This is a genomic window from Rhodococcus sp. 14-2483-1-2 (assembly GCF_002259405.1).
GTDB lineage: Bacteria > Actinomycetota > Actinomycetes > Mycobacteriales > Mycobacteriaceae > Rhodococcoides.
In genome coordinates, this window is the sequence record NZ_NPFW01000022.1 from 528,568 (window position 1) to 553,998 (window position 25,431).

Below are 25,431 nucleotides of genomic sequence, written 5' to 3' on the forward strand. Positions count from 1 at the left end.
CGCGGCAGAGATGAGGAACAATGACCGACCCGAACGCCGGCACCCCCACCACCCCCGAGGCTGCACCCTCGGACGCACCCGCCCAGAACCCCGGTGCCACCGCGCCCGATGCGGTGAGCCACGGCGGACCAAGGCCCGGAGGTGGACCCAAGCCGGGCGGTGGACCGAAGCCAGGTGGTGGACCCAAGCCCGGCGGCCCTGGTGCAGGCGCTCCGCGTCCCGGTGGTTCGGCCGGTGCCAAACCTCACCCGACCCCCTCCCACGTCCCCACCGCGATCCCGACGGTCGCCCCGGCGAGTGATCCCAGCAAGTTCGGCCGAGTCGACGACGACGGCACCGCGTGGGTGACCACCTCCGACGGCGAACGGCAGATCGGGTCCTGGCAGGCCGGAGACGCAGCGGAAGGACTCGCGCATTTCGGTCGGCGCTACGACGATCTGGCCACCGAGGTCGGTCTGCTCGAAGCCCGATTGACCTCCGGTACGGGCGATGCCAAGAAGACCAAGGCCGCAGCGTCCGCACTCCTGGAGAGCCTGCCCACTGCGGCGGTGATCGGCGACCTCGATCTGCTCGCCAGGCGACTCGACGCGGTCGTCGAGCATTCGGATGCTGCAGCAGCGGTGGCCAAGCACGAGAAGGAGCTCGAACGCGCCGAGCACACTGCACGCAAGGAAGCACTTGCAGTCGAAGCCGAGCAGATCGGCAGCGAATCGACCCAGTGGAAGCACGCGGGAGATCGACTACGTGAAATCCTCGACGAGTGGAAGACGATCCGCGGGGTCGACCGTAAGATCGACGACGCTCTGTGGAAGCGCTACTCCAAGGCACGGGAGAACTTCAACCGTCGCCGCGGCGCACACTTCGCCGATCTCGATCGTGAGCGCGGTGCGGCCAAGACCCGCAAGGAAGAACTGGTCGAGCGGGCCAAGGCCTTGTCGTCGTCCACGGATTGGGGTCCCACCGCAGCCGCGTTCCGCGATCTACTGGTGGAATGGAAGGCATCCGGTCGTGCCCCACGCGATGCCGACGACGCACTGTGGAAGAACTTCAAGGCCGCGCAGGACGTGTTCTTCGCTGCCCGCAACGCTGCGGCGTCCGAGCGGGACGCCGAGTTCGAGTCCAACGCCGAGGCCAAGGAAGCCCTGCTGGCCAAGACTCACATCGATCCGAGCAAGGACCTCGATGCTGCTCGTTCGGCACTGCGCGACCTGCAGGACAAGTGGGATGCCATCGGCAAGGTTCCGCGCGAGAAGATGCAGGAACTCGAAGGCAAGCTGAGGGCGATCGAGAAGTCCGTCCACGACGCGGTCGAGTCGCAGTGGCGTCGTTCCGACCCGGAGGCCGTCGCCCGCGCCGCGCAGTTCCGCGAGCGGGTGGCTCAGTTCGAGGATCAGGCCGCGAAGGCGACTGCAGCAGGCAAGACCAAGGACGCCGAGCGTGCGCTTGCACAGGCGCAGCAGTGGCGCGAGTGGGCCGACGCAGCCGAGAGCGCCGTCGACGAGTTGTGATTCGCCGGTCGCGCTCGATTCGGCCGGAGTCGTTTCGCTGACTCCACTCCTGGCCGGGGGCGGCCGTTCGGGCCTACGGGGCCGAGTGGCCGTCCCACAGTCGCAACTTCTGCTCACCCGACGCTGCGGCGATGCGCCGCTGCTCCTGAGCGGCGAGCTGGGCGTTCGTCTTGTTCCACACGGCCTTGAGCCAGTGGAACGTCAGTGCGATGACGGCGATCCACGCGATGATCAGGCCGATCCCCGGTCCGGCACCCTGCAGGTTGTCCGGCACGGTCTGCCGCGTCCAGATCGAGAACATTCCGTACACCGACGACACCGCACACCCAGCGAGGGCGGCCCAGGCCAGCGCCCATATACGGGTGACGAGCGCGAGCACCGACATCACCACGCCGAACGTCAGCACCAGCATCACGAAGACGCGCGACGGCAGCGCGATGGATTCTGCAACTGCGGCATCGCTGCCCGTGAGCACGTCGAACCCGCTGGCCGATCCGGTGTGCGGCAACGCGAACGTGACCAGCAGGACCAGCACCAGCCCGGCCACTACCATGGCCCGGGCTCCCGGGTCCAGCTCGGTCATCACCGCTCTTTCCGTTCGTCCGAGTTCCTCTGCGGATCGAGAGGGTACGACGCGATCGGGTCCGTCTGTGTTGGTCATGCGGTGCATCCTGTCTCTACCGGTGGCGGCGCCGGTGCGCCGATCGAGGGAAGTCCGAGGCCGACGCCGATCGGTGCCGTCTTGGGCATCACTCCGCGTTCGTGGGCGTCTCCAGCTGCCGTACGGCGGTGGGTGAGCACGCCGGCATCGGCGATGAGGTGGTACGGAGCGGCGGCCGTCAGCGTGGTCGTGACGACGTCACCCGGGCGAATCCCGCTCGCCCTGTCGGCGTCGACGGCGAAGTGTACGAGTCGACCGTCCCGTGCTCGGCCGCTCATCCGATGCGTTGCCGCGTTCTTCCGGCCTTCACCGGTGGCGACGAGCAGTTCGACCTCGGTACCGATCAGCGCCTGGTTGGCAGCGAGAACGATCTCTTCCTGCAACGCGATCAGGCGTAGATACCGTTCCTGCACAACCTCTTTGGGTACCTGGTCGGGCATGTCGGCGGCCGGGGTGCCCGGACGCTTGGAGTACTGGAAGGTGTAGGCGTTGGCGAACTCGGCCCGGCGCACCACATCAAGGGTCTGCTGGAAGTCCTCTTCTGTCTCACCCGGGAAACCGACGATGATGTCGGTGGTGACAGCCGCGTGGGGCATGGCCTCGCGGACCTTGTCGATGATGCCCATGAACTTGCTCTGCCGGTAGGACCTGCGCATCGCCTTCAGGATTCGGTCCGATCCGGACTGCAGCGGCATGTGCAGGGTGGGGCAGATGTTCGGGGTCGACGCCATCGCCTCGATGACGTCGTCGGTGAACTCGGCCGGGTGCGGAGACGTGAAGCGCACGCGCTCGAGACCTTCGATCGAACCGCATGCGGTCAGCAGCGAGGCGAACGCGCCGCGATCACGGGGCATGTCCGGATCGGCGAACGAGGCACCGTATGCATTGACGTTCTGGCCGAGCAGCGTCACCTCGAGCACGCCCTGATCCACCAATGCCTGTACCTCGGCCAGGATGTCGCCCGGCCTGCGGTCGATCTCCTTGCCGCGCAGGGCCGGAACGATACAGAACGTGCAGGTGTTGTTGCAGCCCACCGAGATCGACACCCAACCCGCGTATGTCGATTCTCGTTTCGCGGGCAGGGTGGACGGGAAGGCCTCGAGGGATTCGAGAATCTCGACCTGCGCCTGTTCGTTGTGCCGGGCGCGCTCGAGCAGTACCGGCAGCGACCCGATGTTGTGGGTACCGAAGACGACGTCGACCCACGGTGCCTTCTCGACGACGGTGTTGCGGTCCTTCTGCGCCAGGCAACCGCCCACGGCGATCTGCATGTTGGGGTTCCGCGTCTTCGCGGGCCGCAACATACCGAGGTTGCCGTACAGCTTGTTGTCGGCGTTCTCGCGCACCGCGCACGTGTTGAACACGACCAGATCTGCGTCGGTCCCTGCGTCCGCAGGAACGTAGCCGGCTTCCTCGAGCAACCCGGACAACCGCTCCGAATCGTGGACGTTCATCTGGCAACCGTGCGTACGCACCTCGTAGCTGCGGGGACTCGTCGCCGACCCGTCGGTGAACGGTACGGGCTCGGACACCCCGTGCTCGGTCACGTCCACGGTCGGATAAACACTCGTTTGCACCCCTCCAGGGTACGTCCATCGCACCGACCGACACGCCGGGGTCGAGAGCCCCACCGGAGACTCTCCAGGGCCGATGCAGACCGTCAGTAAAGTTTCCATTACATAATCGAAGATGACGGGCGAAAACACCGGTCAGCGAGGAAACTACGCATAGGGTTTCGATCTATGACGCACGCCACCGACGCGCCGGCATCGACACCCCCGCCGGGCGCACCCTCGATGATCTCGCTCAAATCCGTCGACAAACATTTCGGTGATCTGCACGTCCTCAAGGACATCAACCTGGAAGTGCCGGCCGGACAGGTCGTCATCGTCGTTGGTCCTTCCGGATCGGGCAAGTCGACCCTGTGCCGGACGATCAACCGGTTGGAGCCGATCGACTCCGGTGCCATCGAAGTCGACGGAGACCTGCTCCCCGCCGAGGGCAAGGCCCTGGCCGCACTGCGTGCCGACGTGGGCATGGTGTTCCAGTCGTTCAACCTGTTCGCGCACAAGACCATTCTGCAGAACGTCATGCTCGCGCCGATGAAGGTGCGCAAGCAGAAGAAGGACGAGGCAGAGAAGAGCGCCCTGGCCCTCCTCGAGCGCGTGGGCATCGCCAACCAGGCAGACAAGTATCCCGCTCAGCTGTCCGGTGGTCAGCAGCAGCGTGTCGCCATCGCGCGATCACTCGCCATGAATCCCAAGGTGATGCTCTTCGACGAGCCCACCTCGGCACTCGACCCCGAAATGGTCAACGAGGTACTCGACGTGATGACCTCGCTCGCCAAGGAGGGCATGACGATGCTCGTCGTCACCCACGAGATGGGCTTCGCCCGCAAGGCAGGCGACCGCGTCATCTTCATGGCCGACGGAGCCGTCGTCGAGGACACCGATCCGGAGACGTTCTTCAAATCCCCCAAGTCCGAGCGAGCCAAGGACTTCCTGGGCAAGATCCTCGGCCACTGACCCGATTCACCGCTCGTCCCCGTACGCACGACTCAACCGAAGGACATCCACTGTGAGAATCACCCGACCGCTTCGCTTCGGTGTCGCCATCGCCGCTCTTTCCATCGTCGCCACTGCCTGCGGCGGCGGCGAGGAAGCACGCACCATCTCGACCAGCGCCGAATCCGGCAACCTCATCGTCGGCATCAAATTCGACCAGCCCGGCCTCGGTCTCCGCAATCCGGACGGCACGTTCAGCGGATTCGACGTCGAGGTGGCCAAGTACGTCGCCGGTCAGCTCGGTGTCGACGAGGCCAACATCGAATTCAAGGAGTCTCCCTCCGCTCAGCGCGAGACGCTGATCGAAAACGGTGAGGTCGACTACATCGTCGCCACCTACTCGATCACCGACACCCGCAAGGAAAAGGTCGGTTTCGCCGGACCGTACTTCGTAGCGGGCCAGTCGCTGCTGGTCAGCCAGGACAACACCGACATCACCGGTGCCGATTCGCTCGAGGGCAAGCGTCTGTGCTCCGTCACCGGCTCCACCCCGGCCCAGAACATCGCCGACGAGTACCCGGGTGTGCAGCTCCAGCCGTTCGACACCTACTCCGCCTGTGTGGAAGCACTGCGCAACGGCACTGTCGACGCCGTCACCACGGATGACATCATCCTCGCGGGCTACGCCGCGCAGTCTCCGGGTCAGTTCAAGGTGGTCGGCGAGCCGTTCACGACCGAGAACTACGGCATCGGCCTGAACAAGGACGACACCGACGGACGCAACAAGATCAACGACGCCATCGAAGAGATGGTCTCGAGCGGTGCCTGGGAGCAGGCGTTCAACGACACCGTGGGCGCGTCGGGCTACCCGCTGCCGACCCCGCCCACCGTCGACCGCTACTGATCGACCCTGTCGTCGTGTTCCGCGTGCGCGTGCACGCGGAACACGACGGTTCGATCTCGCCGAGCCGTGAGGATCAACAAGCACCGTGAACCTATTGAGCAAGTACGGCGATCAATTGATCGACGCGTTCCTCTCGACCATCTACCTGACGTTGGCCTCCCTCGTCGGCGCGCTGGTCATCGGAACGATCGTTGCCGCGATGCGGGTGTCTCCCATCCCGATCGCACGTGGCATAGCCGCGACGTACGTCACCATCTTTCGTAACACCCCGTTGACCCTGGTCATCCTCTTCACCTCGTTCGGCCTGTTCCAGACGATGGGTGTCTCTCTGGCATCTCAGTCGTCCCCGACGGGCCTCGACGACAACAACTTTCGTCTGGCAGTCCTCGGTCTGAGCATCTACACCGCATCGTTCGTCGCCGAATCTCTGCGGTCGGGAATCAACACCGTCCCGGTCGGTCAGGCCGAAGCGGGCCGATCGCTGGGCATGACGTTCACCCAGAACATCTCCATCGTCGTTCTCCCACAGGCATTCCGAGCCGTGGTCGGACCTCTCGGCAGCGTCGTGATCGCGTTGACCAAGAACACGACCATCGCATCGGTCATCGGCGTCGCCGAGGCGTCGTTCCTGATGAAGAACATGATCGAGAACGAGGCCGCGATCTTCGTGGTCGGCGGCATCTTCGCGCTCGGTTTCATGATCCTGACGCTCCCGACCGGGTTGCTGTTCGGCTACATCAGCAAGCGATTGGCGGTGTCATGATGAGTGATGCAGTAGCAGTTCTGTACGACGTTCCAGGGCCGAAAGCAGTACTGCGGTACCGCATTCTGACCGTGGTCGTTGCCGTCGTCTCACTGGGAATCGCGTTTCTGATCTACCGGGCACTCGATTCCAAAGGGCAGTTGACCGCGGAGAAGTGGGATCCGTTCCTCGAATCGACCACGTGGACAACGTATCTGTTGCCCGGCATTCAGGGAACTCTCGTCGCGGCCGCGCTGTCGATCGTGTTCGCTTTGATTCTCGGTGCTGTCCTCGGCATCGGCCGCCTCTCGGATCACCGCGCGGTACGCATCGTCAGCGGCGCGATCGTCGAATTGTTCCGCGCTGTCCCCGTGCTGATTCTGATGATCTTCCTGTACGCGGTGTACGCCGACTACGAGGTCTTCAAGGTCAAGTACCTTGCCTTGGCTGCAGTGGTCACGGGCCTGACGCTGTACAACGGTTCCGTCATCGCAGAGATCGTGCGTGCCGGTGTCAATTCGTTGCCCAAGGGTCAGCGGGAAGCAGCGTCGGCTCTCGGAATGCGCAAGAGCCAGGTCATGTTGCTGGTTCTGCTCCCCCAGGCCGTCACCGCGATGTTGCCTGCGATCATCTCGCAGATGGTGGTCGCGCTGAAGGACTCGGCGTTGGGCTACGTGATCGGTTACGTCGAAGTGGTGAGGTCGGGTCAACAGGTGGGTGCGTTCTACAGCAACTACCTGCCGTCGCTGATCATCGTCGCCGTGATCATGATCATCATCAACTCTGCGTTGACCAAGTTGGCAACTGTGGTCGAGCGACGCCTGCGTTCTCGTAAGCGCAAGGCGGGGGCGACTGCTGTTGTGCCGGCTCTCGACGGTGGTCAGGCAGCCTGACCTCGCGTCGGCGGCAACTGAGTAAGCCTTCGACGAGTAAGGCCCGCAACACCGATGGTGTTGCGGGCCTTACTGTTTCTCGACGGCACCGGCTCGAAGTGGACGATCACATCGTGTCGGGGCCGTCGAAGTCTTCGGTGTCTGCACCTGCGCGGTCGAGTTCTTCTTTGACCACCGCAAATGCCATTCCTTGCGAGTAGCCACGGCGCGCGAGCATACCGACCAGTTTTCGGACCACCTTGTCCCGCTCAGCGCGGGCATCCGGCCCACTCGGGTTCGGCAGCTGCAGCGTGCGGAATCGCTTGCGTACCAGTTCACCTGCACGGTGGCGCTCGTCGTCGGCATCGATCAGATCGAGTGCGTGCACTGCGAGTTCGTTGCTGACTCCCTTGTTGCGGAGCTCCATGCTCAGTGCACGTTTTCCCTTGCCGGAGTACTTGTGCCGAGATTGGACCCACTGCTGCGCGAACGACTCGTCGTCGACCAATTTGGCCTTCTCGAGCCGGTCGAGAACGGCGTTGGCGATCTCGGTGGTGAATCCCTTCTTGGCCAGGCTGGCTTCGAGTTCGTGCCTGCTACGCGCTCGGTCGGTCAGCAACCGAAGGCAGACATCTTTCGCCTGCGCTTCGGTGCCGCCGCCTTCGTCTCGCTGCTGCACAGCGACGACAGGCTAGAAGTCGACCGGAGCAGCTGCGGGATCCTCTGCGGTGACGTCCGCGCCGATCTGCAGCTTCTCCATGATCTTCTTCTCGATCTCGTCCCGCACATCGGGGTTCTCGAGCATGAACTTGCGAGCGTTCTCCTTGCCCTGGCCGAGCTGATCGCCCTCATAGGTGAACCACGAACCCGACTTACGGATGAAGCCGTGCTCGACGCCCATGTCGATCAACGAGCCTTCGCGGCTGATGCCCTTGCCGTAGATGATGTCGAACTCGGCCTGCTTGAACGGCGGCGCGACCTTGTTCTTGACCACCTTGACACGGGTGCGGTTACCGATGGCATCGGTTCCGTCCTTCAGGGTCTCGATGCGGCGGATGTCGAGGCGAACCGAGGCGTAGAACTTCAATGCCTTACCACCGGTGGTGGTTTCGGGAGAGCCGAACATGACGCCGATCTTCTCGCGCAGCTGGTTGATGAAGATCACGGTGGTACCGGAGTTGCTCATCGCGCCGGTGATCTTGCGCAGCGCCTGGCTCATCAGGCGAGCCTGCAGACCCACGTGACTGTCGCCCATCTCGCCTTCGATCTCGGCGCGCGGTACGAGTGCGGCCACCGAGTCGATCACGAGGATATCGAGTGCGCCCGAACGGATCAGCATGTCGGCAATTTCGAGGGCTTGCTCGCCGGTATCGGGCTGTGAAACCAGCAGTGCATCGGTGTCGACACCGAGCTTCTTCGCGTAGTCCGGATCCAGTGCGTGCTCCGCGTCGATGAAGGCAGCGATGCCGCCTGCCCGCTGAGCACTGGCCACCGCGTGCAAGGCAACGGTGGTCTTACCCGAGGACTCCGGGCCGTAGACCTCGATGACACGTCCACGCGGCAACCCTCCGATGCCGAGTGCCACATCGAGCGCGATCGATCCTGTGGGGATGACGGCGATGGGCTGGCGGACTTCGTCACCGAGGCGCATCACCGAACCCTTGCCGAAGTTCTTGTCGATCTGCGCGAGTGCGAGATCGAGCGCTTTGTCGCGATCGTATGCAGCCATCGTGAGCTCCCTGTGTCGTGTCGTTCAGCTGTGTCGTGTCGATCAGCTTTGTCGTCGGTAACGCTAGAACGGGGTACCGACAAGAAGTTTCTCTGGACCGCTCAGCAACCGTTGACACCAGCATAGGGGAACACGTGTTCGAGTCAACTACCGCGACGTTCGACACGCCGATCGAACTCGATCCGACCTACGGAGCTACCAGCGTTCTTTCGGAACGTCGAACTCGTAGCAGATCGAGCGCCACACTTCTCTCGGGTCGACGCCCTCCTCGATGGCCTGAGCCCCGGTCCGTCCGATCCCGGACAGCACATGATCGGTCAGCAAGGAATTGCCTCGAACGGAGCCGAACTCCTCGGTGAGCAGTTCACGAAATTCGGTCATACGCACAACGACAACCCTAACGCCCGCGCCCTGGAGTGCTGCGGGCGAGCACCCGATGACAGACGGACACCGGATCCTCGACGGACTTCGCCCCGTCCGACGCCGTCGCCGCCGCCCGGGAGAAGCGCGGATCGGACAGTACGGTGGCCACCGCGTCGGCGATCGAGGTCGGCGTCGGGGGCCGCACGATGACGGCACTCCCCTGCCGGGCAGCCCGATTCGCCAGCTCCCACTGATCACCACCGCCGGGCACGGTCACCACCGGAACACCGTGAATGAGCGCCTTGGCCAGCATGCCGTGACCACCGCCGCACACCACCACATCGGCACGGCGCAGCAGTTCGTCCTGCCGGCCCAGACCTGCGTTCGCCCAGCTCGGGAGTACGTCGGGGCCGCCGTCGAGAACGGAGGCAACGACCCGGACTCCCCTGCCGTCCAACCCTTTCAGCGCCATCTCGAGCATTCCTTCCGCTCCGGTGAACGCTGTCGACGGCGCGACCATCACCAGCGGTGACGAGCCGTCCGGAGTATCGAGCAGGTCGTCCGTCGGTTCCCACAGCAGAGGGCCGACCACGTGTGCGTCCTTCGGCCAGTCGGGGCGGTGCACCTCGAGCGCCGGGATCGTGGCGACGAGCCGAGCCGCCGGGCCCGGATCCTCGGCAGGCAGTCCGATGCTCGTCCGCGCTGTGGACCGCTGAGCTCGCCCCTGAGCAATCGAGCGTGCCGTCAACGCACGCATCACGGTATCGCGCAGCCTGCCACGAACACCGGTACCCGGAGCCAGGCCACTTCCGATGGGAGGCAACCCTTTCGAGGGCGAATACAGTGGATGGGGCGAGAGCTCGACCCAGGGGATACCGAGCCGCTCGGCCGCCATGCCGCCCCCTGCGGTCAGGATGTCGGACACGACGAGATCGACGTTCTCCCGCTCGAGGTCGGGCAGCAACTCGGTCGAGACGAACGCCGCCCGTGAGTGGATACGTTGTCCGGCATCGAGATCGTCGTCTTCCGGCCGCGGCGCAAGACCACCCAAAGGAAGCGCACGTAGCCCCGCGGCGTGCGCGTCGGGTACCCACCGGCTACCGGTGAACAGGATCGGTTCGTCGCCCGCCGCCCGGAAGAGCAGAGACAGCGCGATTGCCGGAAAGGCATGCCCCGGATCGGGCCCGGCCACCACTGCTATTCGCACGAACCCAGCGTGCCACACTCGAGCCGTCCTGCTCGACGGGTGCCGAGATCAGGTCGACGCAGCCTCGTTCACGCAGTCTCGGGCCGGAGGTAACTGTCCACTGCATACGCCATCTGGCGGGTCACCTCGCTACCGGAGACGCGCTCGGACACCATCTCCGCGGACTGCACCGCGGACTGCACCATCAGGAGCACCAGCGTGGCCAGGGTGGTGGGATCCCCCGCACGGATCGAGGAATCACGTTGTCCGGCAACGACCAAGGAAGACAGTGCGTCGATGATCAGCGCCTGACTGGTTCCGAGTCGATGCAGAATGTAGGTGGCGAGTACGTCGGAATCGGAACGCAGAATCTTGACGAACAGCGGATGGAGCCGAATGCGGTCCGCTACTTCACCGACGGCAGTCACGAGCTGATCGCGAGCCGACGCGGTGGCGTCGAAACTCGGGATCAGGGCACCGATCTCACGAGTGAGCAGGCTCGACACCACTGCTCGTGTATCGGCCCATCTCCGGTACACGGTGGGCCTGCTGACCTTGGCGCGACGCGCGATCTCTGCCAAGGTCGTGCGCTTCACTCCGTGTTCGAGGATGCAGGACTTGGCCGCGTCGAGAACGGTGTCTTCGACCGATTTCTCGGGAGCATCGGTTCGGGAAGACGATTGGGGGGGCTCGGACGAGGCAAGACTCGACACCGGCTGCTCGATCACGTGCCACCCTTCGCAATTCGGACAAAAGTACTGAACTTCAAGCGACAACAGTCTCTTTCGTTACAGTACCTCACGGTTACACGCACATTCGGCCCGAAAGTCACCGATATCACGCATGCGCGATGCATGCCGGAGGCATTCGGCCACCAATCGCCTCGGTCACCACCACGGCAATCGTCAACCCTGGCAAGCTGATCGATGTGACAGACGAATCGGTGCGGCCATGACCCGATCGGTGACGGTGTTGACCAATCCGATGGCCGGCGGTGGGCGGGCAGGGCATGCCGGACGGAGCGCCGTGGCGCGACTGCGGGAGCGGGAACTGCACGTGACGACCATCGAGGGCCGCACCCCCGGGGACGCGTTGACATTGCTGGAGAAGGCCGTCGGCAGCGGTACGGAGGCCGTGGTCGCGGTCGGCGGCGACGGGCTCGTCAATCTCGTCGTTCAAGTGCTCGCCGACACCGATGTCCCGATGGGCCTGATCCCGGCCGGCACCGGCAACGATCTGGCACGAACCCTGGGACTGCCTCTCGACGATCCTGCTCGCGCAGCCGACATCGTTGCCGACAATGTCACGCGCGCAATCGATCTCGGACGAACAGGCGAGCGCTGGTTCGCCACCGTCCTCTCCAGTGGTTTCGACTCGCTGGTCACCGAGAGGGCCATGCGACTGCGCTGGCCGCGTGGACCTCTCCGGTACAACGCGGCCATGATGCTGCAGCTGGCGTCACTCCGAAAGCTCCCGTACGTCATCGAACTGGACGATGCCGAGCTTCGTCTGGACGCCACCTTGGTGGCGGTCGGAAACGGCAGGAGTTACGGAGGCGGCATGGTCGTGTGCCCTGCCGCGCGGGTGGACGACGGTCTGCTCGATGTCACCGTCGTTCGCGGGGTGAGTCGGACGCGACTGCTCACTCTGTCGCCGACTCTCTATCGGGGAACACACATCGACCTGCCCGAGGTCGATACATACACCTCGACGCAGGTCACCCTGCGGTGCGACGGAATCATCGCCTACGCGGACGGTGAGCGCGTCGCGGAACTACCTGTCACCGCTCGCTGCGCACCGCGGGCACTTCGAGTGTTCGTCGATCGGGGTTCTGCACCTCGAGGGTGAACCTGACCGCTGGGTCAGAACTTCAGCGACGAACGGTCGTCGTTCGAGGAGATCGCCTTGTACAGCCACACCAGCCCCAACACGATCGCGCCTGCAACCACGAGCCAGAAGACACCCTTGATGATGGTGCCCAGAAGCGCAAGCGCAATCCAGATCAGAACGATGAATCCCAGTACTTTCCAGAACATGAGTGCTCCTACCGTGTCGCCGCGCACCGTGTCGTATCGCGTACTTCGATACTGGCACCCGAGCGCGACGAGCACATCGGGGTGAACCCTGAATTGTCTCAGCGGTGTCGGGCCCGGATAGCGTCGATCTCGGTGAGCGCCTCGGCCCATCCCTGCAATCGATCCGTCGCCGACAGCAGCTCGCGTCGATGCGATTCCACGACCGTCGCCGACACCGATCCGGCCGGTCCGGTCATCCGCGCGGCCGCAGCGACGAGCTGCTCGTACTGATCGACCCCGGTAGCGAGTTCGGCTGCAGCCGAGGCTATTCCGCCGCGCAGATGCTCGCGGGTCACAGCGCTCGCTGCCCCCGCACGTTCCAGAGCGGCGATGTCCACGGCCACTCCTTCGAGACCGCGGGCTGCATCGGACGTCACACCGATCATCTCCTCGACGTCGTCGGCACCGATCGTCTCGGACCTCGCCAGGATCCCCAACAACTCGAACAGACTCTGCTCGGCACCGGCCAGTCGAGTCATCGACTCGTACGCGACGGATCCGCGCTGCGGCGACACACGCTTGGTCGGTAGGCCAACGGGGACCGGTTGGGCTCGAAGATGCCGCAACCGCGTCACCGCGAATGCCGCAGGTACGGCCATCAGGGCAGCGCTACCGCCGCCCACGAACAAAGTCCACTCCGGGGCCGACAGCACGGCCATCCCCGCAGTTCCCACCGCGGTCGTCGTGGACGCGGCACCGAACCTGATTCCGCGTCGTCTGGCGCGGCGAATCTTCTTCAGATGCTTGACGCGCGGGTCTCTTCGACGTCCGGCGGCGTCGAGAATCGAGGTACCGACACTACGAGCGGATTCCGCCAGAGACCTCACCACCGCGCCGGACTCGGTGACGGCTGAGGTCACGGCCTCTCGATCGAGCGAAGCGGCCGGCCGCTTACGCGACCGGCCGGATTCGTGTTCTCTTCTACCCATGTCGACGCTCTTGTCGGACGACCGAGCTGTTCGTCAGGTCGATCTACGCCTGAGCCGGAGGCTCGGGCGTCGCGTCCGGGGACTTGGCAATCGAGGGCTTCGCCGCGGCGTTGCCGGACGGCAGCGAGTCGCCTGCCATCGAAGCGCGGATCTGCTCCAAGCGGCTGTGGCCTGCCATCTGCACGGATGCCTGCTGGACCTCCATCATGCGACCGGAGACCGAGTTCTGAGCCAGCTCCGCCGATCCAAGGGCATCGGCGTAGCGACGCTCGATCTTGTCGCGTACGGCGTCGAGGCTCGGGGTGTTTCCGGGCGCGGACAGGGTGCTGTCCATCGACCGCAGGGACTCGCTGACCTTCTCCTGCATCTTCGCCTGCTCGAGCTGGCTGAGCAGCTTGGTGCGTTCTGCGACCTTCGACTGCAGAGCCATGGCGTTCTGCTCGACGGCCTTCTTGGCCTGAGTGGCCGCCTGAAGAGACTGGTCGTGCAGGACCTTCAGGTCCTCGACGCTCTGCTCGGCGGTCACCAACTGCGCGGCGAAGGCCTCGGCTGCGTTCGTGTACTGCGTGGCCTTCTCGATGTCGCCCGCGGTGGCGGCCTGATCGGCCAGCGTCACCGCCTGCCGTGCGTTGGCGTTGAGCTTCTCGACCTCGTCCAGCTGCCGGCTGAGCTTCATCTCGAGCTGGCGCTGATTACCGATGACGGACGCGGCCTGCTGGGACAGCGCCTGATGCTGCCGCTGCGCGTCTTCGATCGCCTGCTGGATCTGAACTTTGGGGTCGGCCTTCTCGTCGATCTTGGAATTGAAGAGCGCCATCATGTACTTCCAGGCTTTGACGAAAGGATTAGCCATGGGGTGGTCCTGCCTCCATCTGTTGCGCCGCGGTGGCCGCGTACGGGTCGGCTGCTCTCGCAGTGACCGAAATGAACCTGTCCGTGCTGTGAAAGTCGGGTGCGTGGTCTGGGTCAGGAGTGGAAACTGAGTACTTTTCCGATCTTAGGCGGCGGCGAGAGCTCTGGCAGCAGGTGCCGGAATCACGACGCGAGTATCGCCGTCGATGCGGGTGGCGACCGCCGCCTCGTCGAGCCGCGCGGCGGCGGTGGAGGCGTCGGACAGTGTCACACTGACATCGCTCATGACGTCCGAGAGCGGGACGGCGAGGGCGTCGCAGATCGCGGCGAGGAGTTCGCTCGACGCCTCCTTGCGACCGCGTTCCACCTCGGAGAGGTATCCGAGGCTGACGCGTGCGGTGTTCGAGACTTCACGCAGGGTTCGGCTCTGTGCGACGCGAGTACGCCGCAAACTGTCGCCGAGTGCTTCACGCAATAGCAGCGCCATCTCGCTCCTCCTCGTTGGTGTTCGTGCCGACGTCTGTGCCGTCGAGACGACAACGTTCATATCTCGTTCGTCCGGAGCCGTCACGATGTTCAACGTCCCAGCCGGTCCGATTGGTTCCCGACCCTATATGCCCGTTCACTCCAACACGCGCCGAAGTTGCTCCGACACGGCTGCCAAGACTGTATCTCGCCGAATCGTCGGCCTGCTCGCTCCCGTTCGACATGGCCGCTGTCGAGGTCACGTCGGGACGATTCACGTCGAGGTCACGCCTCGGCGCAGGCGAACGGCCTGCACCACGTAGTCCAGGCCGGTGTACACCGTGAGCAGTACCGCCAGCGCCATCAACGCAACCGCCACCGGGTCCACGACGCTCGGCAGCGGGCACAGGTACACCCCTATCGCGAACGTCTGCACCAGAGTCTTCACCTTGCCGCCGCGGCCTGCGGGGATGACGCCGTGCCGGATGACGGCGAACCGCACGGCGGTGATACCGATCTCCCGCACCCCGATGATCACCGTCACCCACCAAGACAGATCGCCCAACATCGACAGTCCGACGAGCGCGGCACCGATCAGCGCCTTGTCCGCGATGGGGTCGGCCATCTTCCCGAAATCGGTGACGAGACCGTACTTGCGGGCCAACTGACCGTCGATCCGGTCGGTGATGGCAGCAGCGGCGAAGATCGCGGTTGCCGCCAGTCGCCACGACGTGTCCTGGCCGTCGCCGACGAACAGCGCTGCGAGAAAAACCGGAACCAATGCGATTCGGAGCACCGTGAGAACGTTCGCGATGTTGAGCAACGGCACTTCGTCCGGTCCACCGGAGACGGCGTTGCCGTGGGGCAGCCCCGACTTGCGCGGAGTCTCCCCTGTGCCGGAGGCCCGATCGTTCGGGATCTCACCACTGGATGGAACGCCGTGACCAGGCGCAACCGGCCCACTCATCGGCACACCCGCGAACCGTCGAAGACGTACCGGTCGGTGTGTCGGCTTTTGCGCAGCACCGATCCGCCGAGACGGGGACACAGCTCACGAAGCGACACACGAAAAGTTTATCGGTTGAGGTACTGACTACTGTTCACCCCATGACTTCTGGGCCGAATCGGGCGAGTCGCGACATCGCAGACCCCGAATCCGACGTGCATTCCGACATCGCGGACCGTGGCTCCGCCGGCGACGGCACCCTCGTCGTGCGTCGCGCCAGGACCTCCGACATCCCCGAGATCAAGCGTTTGATCGACATCTACGCCGGACGCATTCTGCTCGAGAAGAATCTCGTCACCCTGTACGAGGCGGTGCAGGAATTCTGGATCGCCGAGCGTGACGGCGAAATCATCGGCTGCGGTGCGTTGCACGTGCTGTGGGCCGATCTCGGCGAGGTTCGCACGGTCGCGGTCGATCCGGCCGCGAAGGGGCACGGTGCAGGCCACCTGATCGTCGCCAAACTGATCGAGGTCGCTCGTGATCTGGCGCTGCAGAAGGTGTTCGTGCTGACGTTCGAGGTGGACTTCTTCTCCCGACACGGGTTTGCCGAGATCGACGGAACCCCCGTGACGGCCGAGGTCTACGCGGAGATGTGCCGTTCGTACGACACCGGCGTGGCGGAGTTCCTCGACCTGAGTTACGTCAAACCGAACACTCTGGGCAACACGCGGATGCTGCTGTCGCTCTGACAGAATTCTTGGATCACCCCTCGAATCCGGAAGAGAGCTCCATGCCCCTGATCGCCGTCAGCTACACCTACTCACCCGCCACCACGGACGGACGCGACACCCATCGCGCAGCCCACCGCGCCTGGCTGGCCGATCTGCTCGAGCAGAAGACCCTGGTGTCGAGCGGACCGTACGCCGACGGCAGCGGGGCGCTGCTGCTGGTGGACGGCCCGGATGCCGCCACCGTCGAAACGCTGTTCGCACAGGACCCGTTCGCGGTGGAGAACCTGATCGAGTCGGCGACGTTCCACGAGTGGACGCCCGTCATGGGCACCTTCACGTCCTGATCTTTCCGATCACCCGGTTCGGGTGAATGGACCACTGCACCGCCGAGACGGCTGCAATGGTCCATTCACCCCGACCGGGAGCGTCAGAACTCGTCCGACGCGGGCTGCTCGTCCGGGTCGCCGCCCTTGATCGACCACAGCAGACCGTCGAGCTCGTCCGGTTTGACGAGCACCTCGCGGGCCTTCGATCCCTCACTCGGGCCGACGACTCCGCGATTCTCCATCAGGTCCATCAATCGCCCGGCCTTGGCGAAGCCGACTCGAAGCTTGCGCTGCAGCATCGACGTCGAACCGAACTGGCTCGTCACTACCAGCTCGACCGCCTGCAACAGCACGTCGAGGTCGTCACCGATGTCGGGGTCGACGTCCTTCTTGTCCGAGACCTTCGCTGCGGTGACGGTGTCGTTGTACTCGGGCTCGGCCTGGTTCTTGGCGAAGTCGACGACGGCAGCGATTTCCTCGTCGGTGATGAACGCACCCTGCAGACGCGTCGGCTTACCGGCACCCATCGGCAGGAAGAGCGCGTCGCCCATGCCGATCAGCTTCTCCGCGCCCGGCTGGTCCAGGATGACGCGGGAGTCGGTCAGCGACGAGGTGGCGAAGGCCAGACGCGACGGCACGTTCGTCTTGATCAGACCGGTGACGACGTCGACGGAGGGACGCTGGGTGGCGAGCACCAGGTGGATGCCGGCTGCGCGCGCCTTCTGCGTGATCCGCACGATGGCTTCCTCGACGTCCCGGGGAGCGGTCATCATGAGATCGGCCAGCTCGTCGACGATCGCGAGGATGTACGGGTACGGCCGATACACCCGTTCGCTGCCCAGGGGTGCGGTGATCTCGCCGGAGCGCACCTTCTTGTTGAAGTCGTCGATGTGACGAACCTTGTTGATCTGCATGTCCTGGTAGCGCTGCTCCATCTCCTCGACGAGCCACGCCAGCGCCGCGGCAGCCTTCTTGGGCTGCGTGATGATCGGGGTGATGAGGTGGGGAATGCCCTCGTAGGGCGTCAGCTCCACCATCTTCGGGTCGATCAGGATCATCCGGACCTCGTCCGGCGTCGCCCGTGCGAGCAGCGAGACGAGCATCGAGTTCACGAAGCTGGACTTACCGGAACCGGTGGATCCGGCCACCAGCAAGTGAGGCATCTTCGCGAGGTTGGCACTGACGAAGTCGCCCTCGATGTCCTTACCGAGTCCGATCACCAACGGATGGTGATCCTTTCGCGTCGACGGCGCAGTCAGCACGTCCGCCAGGCGGACCATCTCACGGTCCGAGTTGGGCACCTCGATACCGACCGCAGACTTCCCCGGGATCGGTGCCAACAGGCGCACGTTGTCGGTCGCGACCGCATAGGCGATGTTGCGTGCGAGTGCGGTGATCTTCTCGACCTTGACGCCGGGACCCAGCTCCACCTCGTAGCGAGTGACCGTGGGCCCGCGGGTGAAACCGGTGACCGCGGCATCGATCTTGAACTGCTCGAGTACCTCGGAGATGGCCTCGATCATGGCGTCGTTGGCCTGGCTGCGGGTCTTGGGCGGGTCGCCGTCGATCAGTAGCGACAGCGACGGAAGCGTGTAATCCCCGTCGACGACGCGATCGACGACGATCTTGTCGTCCTCGGTTGCCTGTTTCGGTTCGGCTGCCTTCACGATGGGCTTCGGCTTGGGCCGCGGGGGCGCGACCGGCTCGGGGGCAGGTGTGGGAACGGCGGCGGCAGGCGTGATGACCTCGGTGGCGGCCTCGGGCGGCGGGGTCTTGCGCGCGCGTGGCGGCTTGGCGACCGGGATGTATTCCTCGGTCGGATAGTTGTCGTACGGGTCCGCGCCGCCGTGGACCGGATAGCCGTCGGCGTCGAAGTTGCTGTCGTAGTCGCCGTAGCCCTCGTCACCGAACTCGGAACCGAAGTCGGCCGGGTCGTACTCGTCGTATTCGTCGCCGCGACTGTCGGTGCCGAACAGTGCACGCATCCGATCGGGTACGTCGCGGACGGTGGTGCCGGTGAGCAGGAGTACTCCGAACAGCCCGGCGAGCAGCAACAACGGCACGGCCAGCCATACGGTGAGGCCGTCGGCGATGGGCCCACCCGCCACGTATCCGACGAAGCCTGCGCCCTCGGATCGGCCGGCGGCATCGGTCGGTGAACCAGCGGCCATGTGCCACAGTCCGAGGATCGGCAGGCCGAGCAGAATCGATCCCAGGACCAGGCGCGGCCGTACCTCGGGATGCGGTTCGGAGCGCATCAGAACGACAGCGATTGCGACACCGAGCACGGGCGCGACGTAACCGGCTTCACCGATCACGGCGCGGATGCCTACCTCGATCCATTCGCCGACCGGTCCCCCGGCGCTCAGCCACACACTCGCGGCGACGACAACACTGACGGCGATGAGTCCGAGGGCAATTCCGTCCCGCCGGTGACCGTGTTCGATGTCGGCGGCCTTGCTCACCGTCCGAGTCGTGGCACCGACTCCGCGCGCCGCCATCGACCAGGTGGACGCGATGCCCCGCCCGATCGCGTCGAGCGCACCGCGTGACTTCTTCTTCGCCGCAGGCCGCCGAGCCGTCGACGCGCCCCTGGCTGGGGCCTTGCCACGCGAGGATGCGTTCGCGCGGGACGTCGCCGGGTTGCGCGGCGCGGTGGGCTTCTTCGGCGTCGTGACGGTGCGCGCGGTACGGCCGCCACCGGATTTACGGGCGGTGCCGGACGCGCGCGCGGAGCCGGATCCGCTGGACCCGGCCCTGGCGGTGGAGGTGCTGGTCTTTCCTGCCATGCCCCCAGGCTAGTCGCAACAGCCCCGTCGAAACCATCCGCAACACCAGTAACAGCGGAGGTGAATGTGTCAGAAGCTCAGATCGAGCGCCTTCACAGCAGCGACGTCGTCTGCCGAACCCTCGTACAGCACCTCGATCCGGTCGCGTCCGAACGCGTAGAGCAGTAGTTCCGACGGCTCCCCCACCACGGTCACGCCGGGGCCCGAGCCGCCCTTGAACGTGGCCCGTCGGCCATCGGGAGTGCGCACGTGGACAGGTACGGGCGAGGAGCGGTGACCGCCCCGACCCACCAGACGAACCTGTGGCCAGAGCCGGGTCTCCACCGCACTGGGCAACACTCGCCGAGTCCAGTTCTCGCCTGCCCGGCGCAGATCCTCGTGATGAACGAACATCTCGCCGAGATTGATCAGCGGATCCAGCAGTGCGAACGGCGACCAGATAGGCGGCCCCGTCCGCACGTCCTCCACCACTGTCGTGAACGGCTTGTTCGCCACGGAACGCTGGACGCGTTCCGTGTACCCCGCGAGCGGAGAAAGAAAAATGCCAGGCGATGCGTCCAGGCGTCGCTCGCGGACGACGAGATGCGCTGCGAGATCTGCCGCTGTCCACTCACCGCACAGCGTCGGCGCATCGGGACCCACGTCGAGAAGGGTCTGGACCAGCTGAGAACGTTCATCCTGGGCAAGGCTCACACCGACCACGGTACGTCCCGAGCCGACCGACGGCATCCCGCCGGCCCCACACTCCCCGATGTTCGACGCGCCCGAGGCGTCGGTAGCCTCCCAACAGTGCCGGTATCGGAAATTCTCGTCATCCTCCTCGCCGGACTCGGAGCCGGAGCAATCAACGCCGTCGTCGGTTCCGGGACGCTGATCACGTTTCCGACGTTGGTCGCATTCGGCTACCCCCCGGTGGTCGCCACCATGTCCAACGCGGTGGGACTGGTCGCGGGAAGCGTCTCGGGCACGTGGGGCTATCGCCGCGAACTGCGCGGACAGTGGCATCGACTGCGGTGGCAGTTGCCCGCCTCCTTCTTCGGAGCGCTCGGCGGGGCCTGGCTGCTGTTGCATCTACCCGAAACCGTCTTCGCCGCAGTGGTTCCGGTGTTGCTCATCGGTGCGCTGATTCTCGTTGTCGCACAACCGAGAATCCAGGCCTGGGCCAAGCGGCGATCGGAGGCCGCCGGCAAGGCCGCGAACCACATCAGCCGGACCAGGATGGCCTTGGTCACCGGCGGCACTCTGCTGGTGGGAATCTACGGCGGCTATTTCACTGCGGCACAGGGCATTCTGCTCATCGGGGTGATGGGGGCACTGCTCCCCGAAACGATGCAGCGGATGAACGCAGCCAAGAATCTGTTGTCGCTGGTCGTCAATGTCGTTGCAGCGGTGACGTACACAATCTTTCGATTCGACGACATCAGCTGGCAGGCAGCCGGACTGATCGCGGTCGGCTCCCTGATCGGTGGAGCCGTCGGAGCACGCTACGGCCGCCGGCTCTCGCCGGCGGCCCTGCGTGGTGCCATCGTCGTTCTCGGTCTGATCGGACTCTGGCGACTACTCGTCTAGACGATCGCGTCCAGTTCGGCTGCGGGCGCGCCTAGTTGGACTGCGGTTGCGGCTTGACCGCGATGATCGTCGGAACGATCATCGGCTTGCGGCGATACTTGTCCGCCACCCACCGACCGACGACACGACGCACTGCCTGCGCGATGCGGTGCGTATCGGACACGCCGTCGGACGCCAGACGCTGCAACTCCGACTCGACGAGCTGACCGGCTTCCTTGAGTGCGGCCGGATCGTCGGAGAATCCGCGACCGGACACCTCGGGTGCGGTCACTGCACGTCCGGTGGCCGAATCGACGGCGACGCTGATCGCGATGAATCCGCCCTCGCCCAGTACGAGTCGATCGGACAGCGTCGAATCGCCGACGTCACCGACCGAGAGGCCGTCGACGTACACATGCCCCACGGGCACCTGTCCGACGATCTCGGCGAGACCGTCGACCATGTCGACGACCACGCCGTCCTCGGCCAGCACCACACGCTCCTCGGGGACACCCGTCGCCTTGGCCAGTGCCGCGTTGGCGCGCAGGTGACGCCACTCGCCGTGTACCGGCATGGCATTGGTGGGTCGAACCGCGTTGTACAGGTACAGCAGCTCACCGGCCGAGGCGTGGCCCGAGACGTGAACCTTCGCATTCTGTTGCGTCACAACGGTCGCACCACGCTTGGCGAGGCCGTTCACCACCGCGAACACCGAGTTCTCGTTGCCCGGGATGAGCGAGGACGCCAGCACCACGAGATCGTTCGCCTTGACGTTGATCTGGCGATGCTCGCCGCGAGCCATCCGGGACAGCGCCGACAGCGGCTCGCCCTGCGAACCGGTGGAGATCAGTACCAACCGGTCGTCGGGAAGCGTTGCGGCAGTGTCGACATTGACCTCGAGGCCGTCGGGCACACGCAGATAGCCGAGATCCTGAGCGATCTGCATGTTGCGGACCATCGACCGACCGACGAATGCCACCCGACGGTTGTACCGCTCGGCGACATCGATGACCTGCTGGATGCGATGCACGTGACTGGCGAACGACGCGACGATGACGCGCTGCTTCGCCTTGCCGATGACGGTGTCGAGCACTCCGCCGATCTCACGTTCGGGCGTGACGAATCCGGGCACCTCGGCATTGGTGGAGTCGACCAGAAACAGGTCGACGCCCTCGTCGCCGAGCCGCGAGAAGCCGGCCAGGTCCGTCAGCCGGCCGTCGAGTGGCAGTTGATCGAGCTTGATGTCACCCGTGTGCAGCACCAGACCGGCGTCGGTTCTGATGGCAATGGCGAGCGCGTCGGGAATCGAGTGGTTCACCGCGAAGTACTCGCAGTCGAACGGTCCGTGCTGCGTGTGCTGACCTTCGATGACCTCGACGAGGTTCGGCCGCAACCGGTGCTCACGGCACTTCGCCGCGACGAGCGCGAGGGTGAACTTGGATCCGACGACGGGCAGGTCGGGACGCAGGCGAAGCAGGAACGGGACAGCACCGATGTGGTCCTCGTGACCGTGTGTCAGAACCACGGCCTCGACGTCGGCCATGCGGTTCTCGATGTGCCGGAAGTCGGGCAGGATCAGGTCGACACCCGGCTGCTGGTCCTCGGGGAAGAGCACGCCGCAGTCGATGATCAGCATTTTGCCCTGATGCTCGAACACCGTCATGTTGCGACCGATTTCCCCGATGCCACCGAGCGCGACCACTCGCAGGCCCTTGAACGGGGCCTTCGGCGGTGTGCCCAGACGCTCCGTCGGGTCGAATTCACGACGTTTGTCGGGACGCTGAGTGCGCGCCGAGTTCTGCACCATCGGCTTGCCCTGCCTGGCCCCTGCCGGTTGGCCCTGCTTCGGGGCCGGACGCTCGGAGGGGGGTCCGGCGTTTCGGGTTGCGCGTCCGCGCGATCTGTTCGGTCGTGTCATACAAGAACTCCTGCCGCCCGCAGCTCTGCTGCGAGCAATTCGAGGTGGTCGATGCTCGGAGGCACCTGGGGAAGTCGTGGTTCGCCGACATCGATTCCGATGAGGCGAAGGCCGGCCTTCGATGCGCTGACGCCACCGAGGCGCGCGACCGAACGAATGACCGGAATGAGGCTGACGTTGATCGCCTGTGCACGCGCGATATCGCCCATCATGAACGCGGTGTGCAGCTCACGGAGACGAGCCGGAACGAGGTGGCCGATGACACTGACGAAGCCGGTTGCCCCGACCGACAGCCAGGGCAGGTTCAGCGGGTCGTCGCCGGAGTAGAACTGCAATCCGGTCGACGCGATCAGTTCGGCACCGGCGTTCAGATCGCCCTTGGCGTCCTTGACCGCGAGGATCCGCGGATGCTCGGCCAGCCGACGCAACGTCTCGGTCTCGATGGGGACTACCGACCGCGGCGGAATGTCGTAGAGCATCACGGGCAGGTCGGTGGCGTTCGCGACCGCGGTGAAGTGTGCGTACAAGCCGGCCTGCGGTGGCCGGGAGTAGTACGGGGTGACCACCAAGAGACCGTGTGCGCCTGCACGGGCGGCGTCACGAGCGAGTTCGACGCTGTGCGCGGTGTCGTTGCTGCCGGCCCCCGCGATGATGCGAGCTCGATGGCCGACCGCAGCGATCACCGCGCGGAGCAGTTCGAGCTTCTCGTTCTCGGTGGTGGTGGGCGATTCGCCCGTCGTTCCGGCCAGAACCAGGCCGTCGTTGCCCTGCTCGACGAGATGATGTGCCAGCCGAACGCCCGCATCGATATCCAACTTACCGTCCGCTGTGAACGGGGTCACCATGGCGGTGAGCACCGTACCGAACACAGGCGCAACGGAAGGAGCGGCGTCACCGTAGGTCATGGCAGCAGATTACCCGGTGCTTTACCCACTCTCGCGCAGCGGGACTCCCCGCCGACACTCGCCACGTGTACCCGGTCTCGGCCGCAACCGAACCTCGCCGTCAGACCTCGGTCACGAACGGACTGCGGGCCACTTCCGTGCCGTCCGGCAGCGTCGAGATCTCGAAGTCGCCGAACACGTCCGGAGCCACTCCCACGAGCTTACGCAGACATTCGACGGCAACACGGCGAATTTCCACGTCTGCGTGCTCCGAGGCACGCATCGACACGAAATGCCGCCATGCACGGTAGTTTCCGCTCACCACCACGCGCGTCTCGGTCGCGTTCGGCAACACCGACCGGGCCGCCTGCCGCGCCTGTTTGCCCCGCAGGGCGGCATTGGTGACCGATTCCAGCTTTCCCTCCAGCGCACCGAGCAGCTCGGTGTACGCCGCCCGGCTCGCCTCGGTCGCCGACGCGAACAACGCCTCGAGCTCGGGATCACCCTCGACAGCCGGCGGAAGAACCACGTTGGCGTCGTGCTCGGGAACGAATCGCTGCGAGAGCTGCGAGTAGGAGAAGTGCCGGTGCCTGATCAGCTCGTGCGTGCACGATCGCGAGATTCCGGTGATGTAGAAGCTCACGCTCGCGTGTTCGAGAACCGAGAGGTGTCCGACATCGAGCAGATGACGCAGATACGACGCATTGGTCGCGGTCCGGGGATTGGGCTTGGACCAGCTTTGGTAGCAGGCACGTCCGGCGAACTCGACCAACGCCTGCCCACCGTCCGCATCGGTTTCCCAGGGAATGTCGACCGGCGGAACGAACTCGGTTCGGGCGACCAGTTGCACTCTCAGCGCAACCGTCCGCGGCACAGCTCTACCTTCGTTTTCTGCTGACACCGCACAACCCTAAACGCGGCACCGATGCCCGGCGAACGATGACGTCACGACGCTGCCGCTTGACGTCACCAGGGGTGCTTGACCGACGTCAACCATGACGTCACACTGGCGTCATGGAACTGGACAAGTACACCGCGTCGCTACGCACGGATCTACTCGCGGCGGCCGCTCTGGGAGACGAGCACACCCGCCAGACGGCCGAAGCACTCGGCAAGACGGCGGAAGCCTCGGCCAGATTGATGCTGCTCACGGCGCTGTCGGACTTCGCAGCAGAGGTATCGAACGACCTGGACGGACATACGGTCACCGTTCGCCTCGACGGTACGCAGGCGCACGCGGATGTTCGACGCGAAAGCCCCGTTCCCGGCCTGCACGACGGCGATCCGGCGGAGCCCGTCACCGAGGACTACCCGACCATGGACGACGTGTCCGGTGAGGTCCGACGGGTGACGCTGCGACTGGTCGAACAGATCAAGGAACGTGCCGAGGACGCCGCGAACAACAGCGGAGTGTCACTCAATTCGTGGTTGTCGCAAGCGGTTCAGGGCGCACTGCGCGATCAGATGCGCAAGGATCGCGGCTGGAACAACTGATCGGC

General features: G+C 65.0%; 27 protein-coding genes. 10 read left to right on the forward strand and 17 right to left on the reverse strand.

Annotated features, from left to right (window positions below; genetic code table 11):
* The first annotated feature begins 20 nt into the window (after window positions 1–20).
* Complete coding sequence (locus tag CH295_RS23450) at window positions 21–1,508, forward strand: DUF349 domain-containing protein (protein WP_252342153.1); 1,488 nt, start codon at window positions 21–23, stop codon at window positions 1,506–1,508.
* Window positions 1,509–1,581: 73 nt separating this feature from the next.
* Here CH295_RS23450 and CH295_RS23455 read toward each other — a convergent pair whose 3' ends face one another.
* Both CH295_RS23455 and miaB read right to left on the reverse strand, forming a co-directional pair.
* Window positions 1,582–2,169: an Rv2732c family membrane protein gene (locus tag CH295_RS23455; RefSeq protein ID WP_037190114.1), complete on the reverse strand. Its 588-nt coding sequence runs from the start codon at window positions 2,167–2,169 to the stop codon at window positions 1,582–1,584.
* Window positions 2,166–3,701, reverse strand: a complete 1,536-nt coding sequence (gene miaB, locus CH295_RS23460; protein WP_094742205.1) for a tRNA (N6-isopentenyl adenosine(37)-C2)-methylthiotransferase MiaB — start codon at window positions 3,699–3,701, stop codon at window positions 2,166–2,168. Before miaB ends, CH295_RS23455 begins: the two co-directional genes overlap by 4 nt.
* Before the next feature lie 264 nt (window positions 3,702–3,965).
* Here miaB and CH295_RS23465 point away from each other — a divergent pair, with 264 nt between their 5' ends.
* The 4 genes from CH295_RS23465 (at window position 3,966) to CH295_RS23480 (ending at window position 7,212) form a co-directional block, all read left to right on the forward strand.
* Window positions 3,966–4,694 carry an amino acid ABC transporter ATP-binding protein gene (locus tag CH295_RS23465; protein WP_170944851.1) on the forward strand — a complete coding sequence of 243 codons (729 nt, stop codon included), beginning with the start codon at window positions 3,966–3,968 and terminating at the stop codon, window positions 4,692–4,694.
* Between the two features lie 52 nt (window positions 4,695–4,746).
* Window positions 4,747–5,577, forward strand: coding sequence for a glutamate ABC transporter substrate-binding protein (locus tag CH295_RS23470; RefSeq protein ID WP_094742029.1), 831 nt, complete (start codon window positions 4,747–4,749; stop codon window positions 5,575–5,577).
* 85 nt (window positions 5,578–5,662) lie between these two features.
* Window positions 5,663–6,340: an amino acid ABC transporter permease gene (locus CH295_RS23475; protein ID WP_094649903.1), complete on the forward strand. Its 678-nt coding sequence runs from the start codon at window positions 5,663–5,665 to the stop codon at window positions 6,338–6,340.
* On the forward strand, window positions 6,340–7,212 hold the full coding sequence (locus CH295_RS23480) for an amino acid ABC transporter permease (protein ID WP_094742030.1): 873 nt from the start codon (window positions 6,340–6,342) through the stop codon (window positions 7,210–7,212). Before CH295_RS23475 ends, CH295_RS23480 begins: the two co-directional genes overlap by 1 nt.
* 106 nt (window positions 7,213–7,318) lie before the next feature.
* Here the strand turns inward: CH295_RS23480 and CH295_RS23485 are convergent, their stop codons facing one another.
* The 5 genes from CH295_RS23485 to CH295_RS23505 form a co-directional block, all read right to left on the reverse strand.
* Entirely contained in the window at window positions 7,319–7,870 is a 552-nt protein-coding gene (locus tag CH295_RS23485; protein ID WP_037189522.1) for a regulatory protein RecX, read from the reverse strand.
* 12 nt (window positions 7,871–7,882) lie between these two features.
* A complete protein-coding gene (gene recA, locus CH295_RS23490) occupies window positions 7,883–8,920 on the reverse strand; it encodes a recombinase RecA (protein WP_037189523.1) in 1,038 nt (345 codons plus the stop codon).
* A 195-nt stretch (window positions 8,921–9,115) separates the two neighbouring features.
* Window positions 9,116–9,307, reverse strand: coding sequence for a DUF3046 domain-containing protein (locus tag CH295_RS23495; RefSeq protein WP_094742031.1), 192 nt, complete (start codon window positions 9,305–9,307; stop codon window positions 9,116–9,118).
* A gap of 10 nt (window positions 9,308–9,317) precedes the next feature.
* Entirely contained in the window at window positions 9,318–10,490 is a 1,173-nt protein-coding gene (locus tag CH295_RS23500; protein ID WP_141217074.1) for a glycosyltransferase, read from the reverse strand.
* 68 nt (window positions 10,491–10,558) lie between these two features.
* Window positions 10,559–11,197 (reverse strand): TetR/AcrR family transcriptional regulator, encoded by a 639-nt coding sequence (locus CH295_RS23505; RefSeq protein ID WP_230596218.1) that lies wholly within the window; start codon window positions 11,195–11,197, stop codon window positions 10,559–10,561.
* 223 nt (window positions 11,198–11,420) lie between these two features.
* On the opposite strand from CH295_RS23505, the gene CH295_RS23510 reads away from it, so the two are divergent.
* The gene (locus CH295_RS23510) at window positions 11,421–12,317 is read left to right on the forward strand and encodes a diacylglycerol kinase (protein WP_094742032.1); all 897 of its coding nucleotides are present in this window, start codon (window positions 11,421–11,423) and stop codon (window positions 12,315–12,317) included.
* Window positions 12,318–12,331: 14 nt separating this feature from the next.
* On the opposite strand, the gene CH295_RS27935 is transcribed toward CH295_RS23510, so the two are convergent.
* The 5 genes from CH295_RS27935 to pgsA all read right to left on the reverse strand — a co-directional run bounded on the left by CH295_RS27935 (window position 12,332) and on the right by pgsA (window position 15,757).
* Window positions 12,332–12,505: a hypothetical protein gene (locus CH295_RS27935; RefSeq protein ID WP_037190120.1), complete on the reverse strand. Its 174-nt coding sequence runs from the start codon at window positions 12,503–12,505 to the stop codon at window positions 12,332–12,334.
* Between the two features lie 98 nt (window positions 12,506–12,603).
* Complete coding sequence (gene pspM, locus CH295_RS23520) at window positions 12,604–13,404, reverse strand: phage shock envelope stress response protein PspM (RefSeq protein ID WP_212556202.1); 801 nt, start codon at window positions 13,402–13,404, stop codon at window positions 12,604–12,606.
* 112 nt (window positions 13,405–13,516) lie between these two features.
* Window positions 13,517–14,326, reverse strand: coding sequence for a PspA/IM30 family protein (locus tag CH295_RS23525; RefSeq protein ID WP_037189526.1), 810 nt, complete (start codon window positions 14,324–14,326; stop codon window positions 13,517–13,519).
* A gap of 144 nt (window positions 14,327–14,470) precedes the next feature.
* Window positions 14,471–14,812: a helix-turn-helix domain-containing protein gene (locus tag CH295_RS23530; RefSeq protein ID WP_032397883.1), complete on the reverse strand. Its 342-nt coding sequence runs from the start codon at window positions 14,810–14,812 to the stop codon at window positions 14,471–14,473.
* Window positions 14,813–15,064: 252 nt separating this feature from the next.
* Window positions 15,065–15,757: a CDP-diacylglycerol--glycerol-3-phosphate 3-phosphatidyltransferase gene (gene pgsA, locus CH295_RS23535; protein WP_373453571.1), complete on the reverse strand. Its 693-nt coding sequence runs from the start codon at window positions 15,755–15,757 to the stop codon at window positions 15,065–15,067.
* Window positions 15,758–15,897: 140 nt separating this feature from the next.
* Here pgsA and CH295_RS23540 point away from each other — a divergent pair, with 140 nt between their 5' ends.
* Complete coding sequence (locus CH295_RS23540) at window positions 15,898–16,485, forward strand: amino-acid N-acetyltransferase (protein ID WP_230596219.1); 588 nt, start codon at window positions 15,898–15,900, stop codon at window positions 16,483–16,485.
* A 41-nt stretch (window positions 16,486–16,526) separates the two neighbouring features.
* Complete coding sequence (locus CH295_RS23545; protein ID WP_094634276.1) at window positions 16,527–16,811, forward strand: YciI family protein; 285 nt, start codon at window positions 16,527–16,529, stop codon at window positions 16,809–16,811.
* 83 nt (window positions 16,812–16,894) lie between these two features.
* On the opposite strand, the gene CH295_RS23550 is transcribed toward CH295_RS23545, so the two are convergent.
* Both CH295_RS23550 and CH295_RS23560 read right to left on the reverse strand, forming a co-directional pair.
* Complete coding sequence (locus tag CH295_RS23550) at window positions 16,895–19,582, reverse strand: DNA translocase FtsK (RefSeq protein WP_170946033.1); 2,688 nt, start codon at window positions 19,580–19,582, stop codon at window positions 16,895–16,897.
* 69 nt (window positions 19,583–19,651) lie between these two features.
* Window positions 19,652–20,275 carry a TIGR03085 family metal-binding protein gene (locus CH295_RS23560; protein WP_037190125.1) on the reverse strand — a complete coding sequence of 208 codons (624 nt, stop codon included), beginning with the start codon at window positions 20,273–20,275 and terminating at the stop codon, window positions 19,652–19,654.
* A 96-nt stretch (window positions 20,276–20,371) separates the two neighbouring features.
* On the opposite strand from CH295_RS23560, the gene CH295_RS23565 reads away from it, so the two are divergent.
* Window positions 20,372–21,151, forward strand: a complete 780-nt coding sequence (locus CH295_RS23565) for a sulfite exporter TauE/SafE family protein (RefSeq protein WP_037189530.1) — start codon at window positions 20,372–20,374, stop codon at window positions 21,149–21,151.
* A gap of 31 nt (window positions 21,152–21,182) precedes the next feature.
* Here the strand turns inward: CH295_RS23565 and CH295_RS23570 are convergent, their stop codons facing one another.
* The 3 genes from CH295_RS23570 to thyX all read right to left on the reverse strand — a co-directional run bounded on the left by CH295_RS23570 (window position 21,183) and on the right by thyX (window position 24,806).
* Entirely contained in the window at window positions 21,183–22,937 is a 1,755-nt protein-coding gene (locus tag CH295_RS23570) for a ribonuclease J (protein ID WP_037189531.1), read from the reverse strand.
* A 107-nt stretch (window positions 22,938–23,044) separates the two neighbouring features.
* On the reverse strand, window positions 23,045–23,953 hold the full coding sequence (gene dapA, locus CH295_RS23575; RefSeq protein WP_094742034.1) for a 4-hydroxy-tetrahydrodipicolinate synthase: 909 nt from the start codon (window positions 23,951–23,953) through the stop codon (window positions 23,045–23,047).
* Window positions 23,954–24,053: 100 nt separating this feature from the next.
* Window positions 24,054–24,806, reverse strand: a complete 753-nt coding sequence (gene thyX, locus CH295_RS23580; RefSeq protein WP_037189533.1) for an FAD-dependent thymidylate synthase — start codon at window positions 24,804–24,806, stop codon at window positions 24,054–24,056.
* A gap of 140 nt (window positions 24,807–24,946) precedes the next feature.
* Between thyX and CH295_RS23585 the strand changes: the two genes are divergently transcribed.
* A complete protein-coding gene (locus tag CH295_RS23585) occupies window positions 24,947–25,426 on the forward strand; it encodes a hypothetical protein (protein WP_094742035.1) in 480 nt (159 codons plus the stop codon).
* Window positions 25,427–25,431 lie beyond the last annotated feature (5 nt).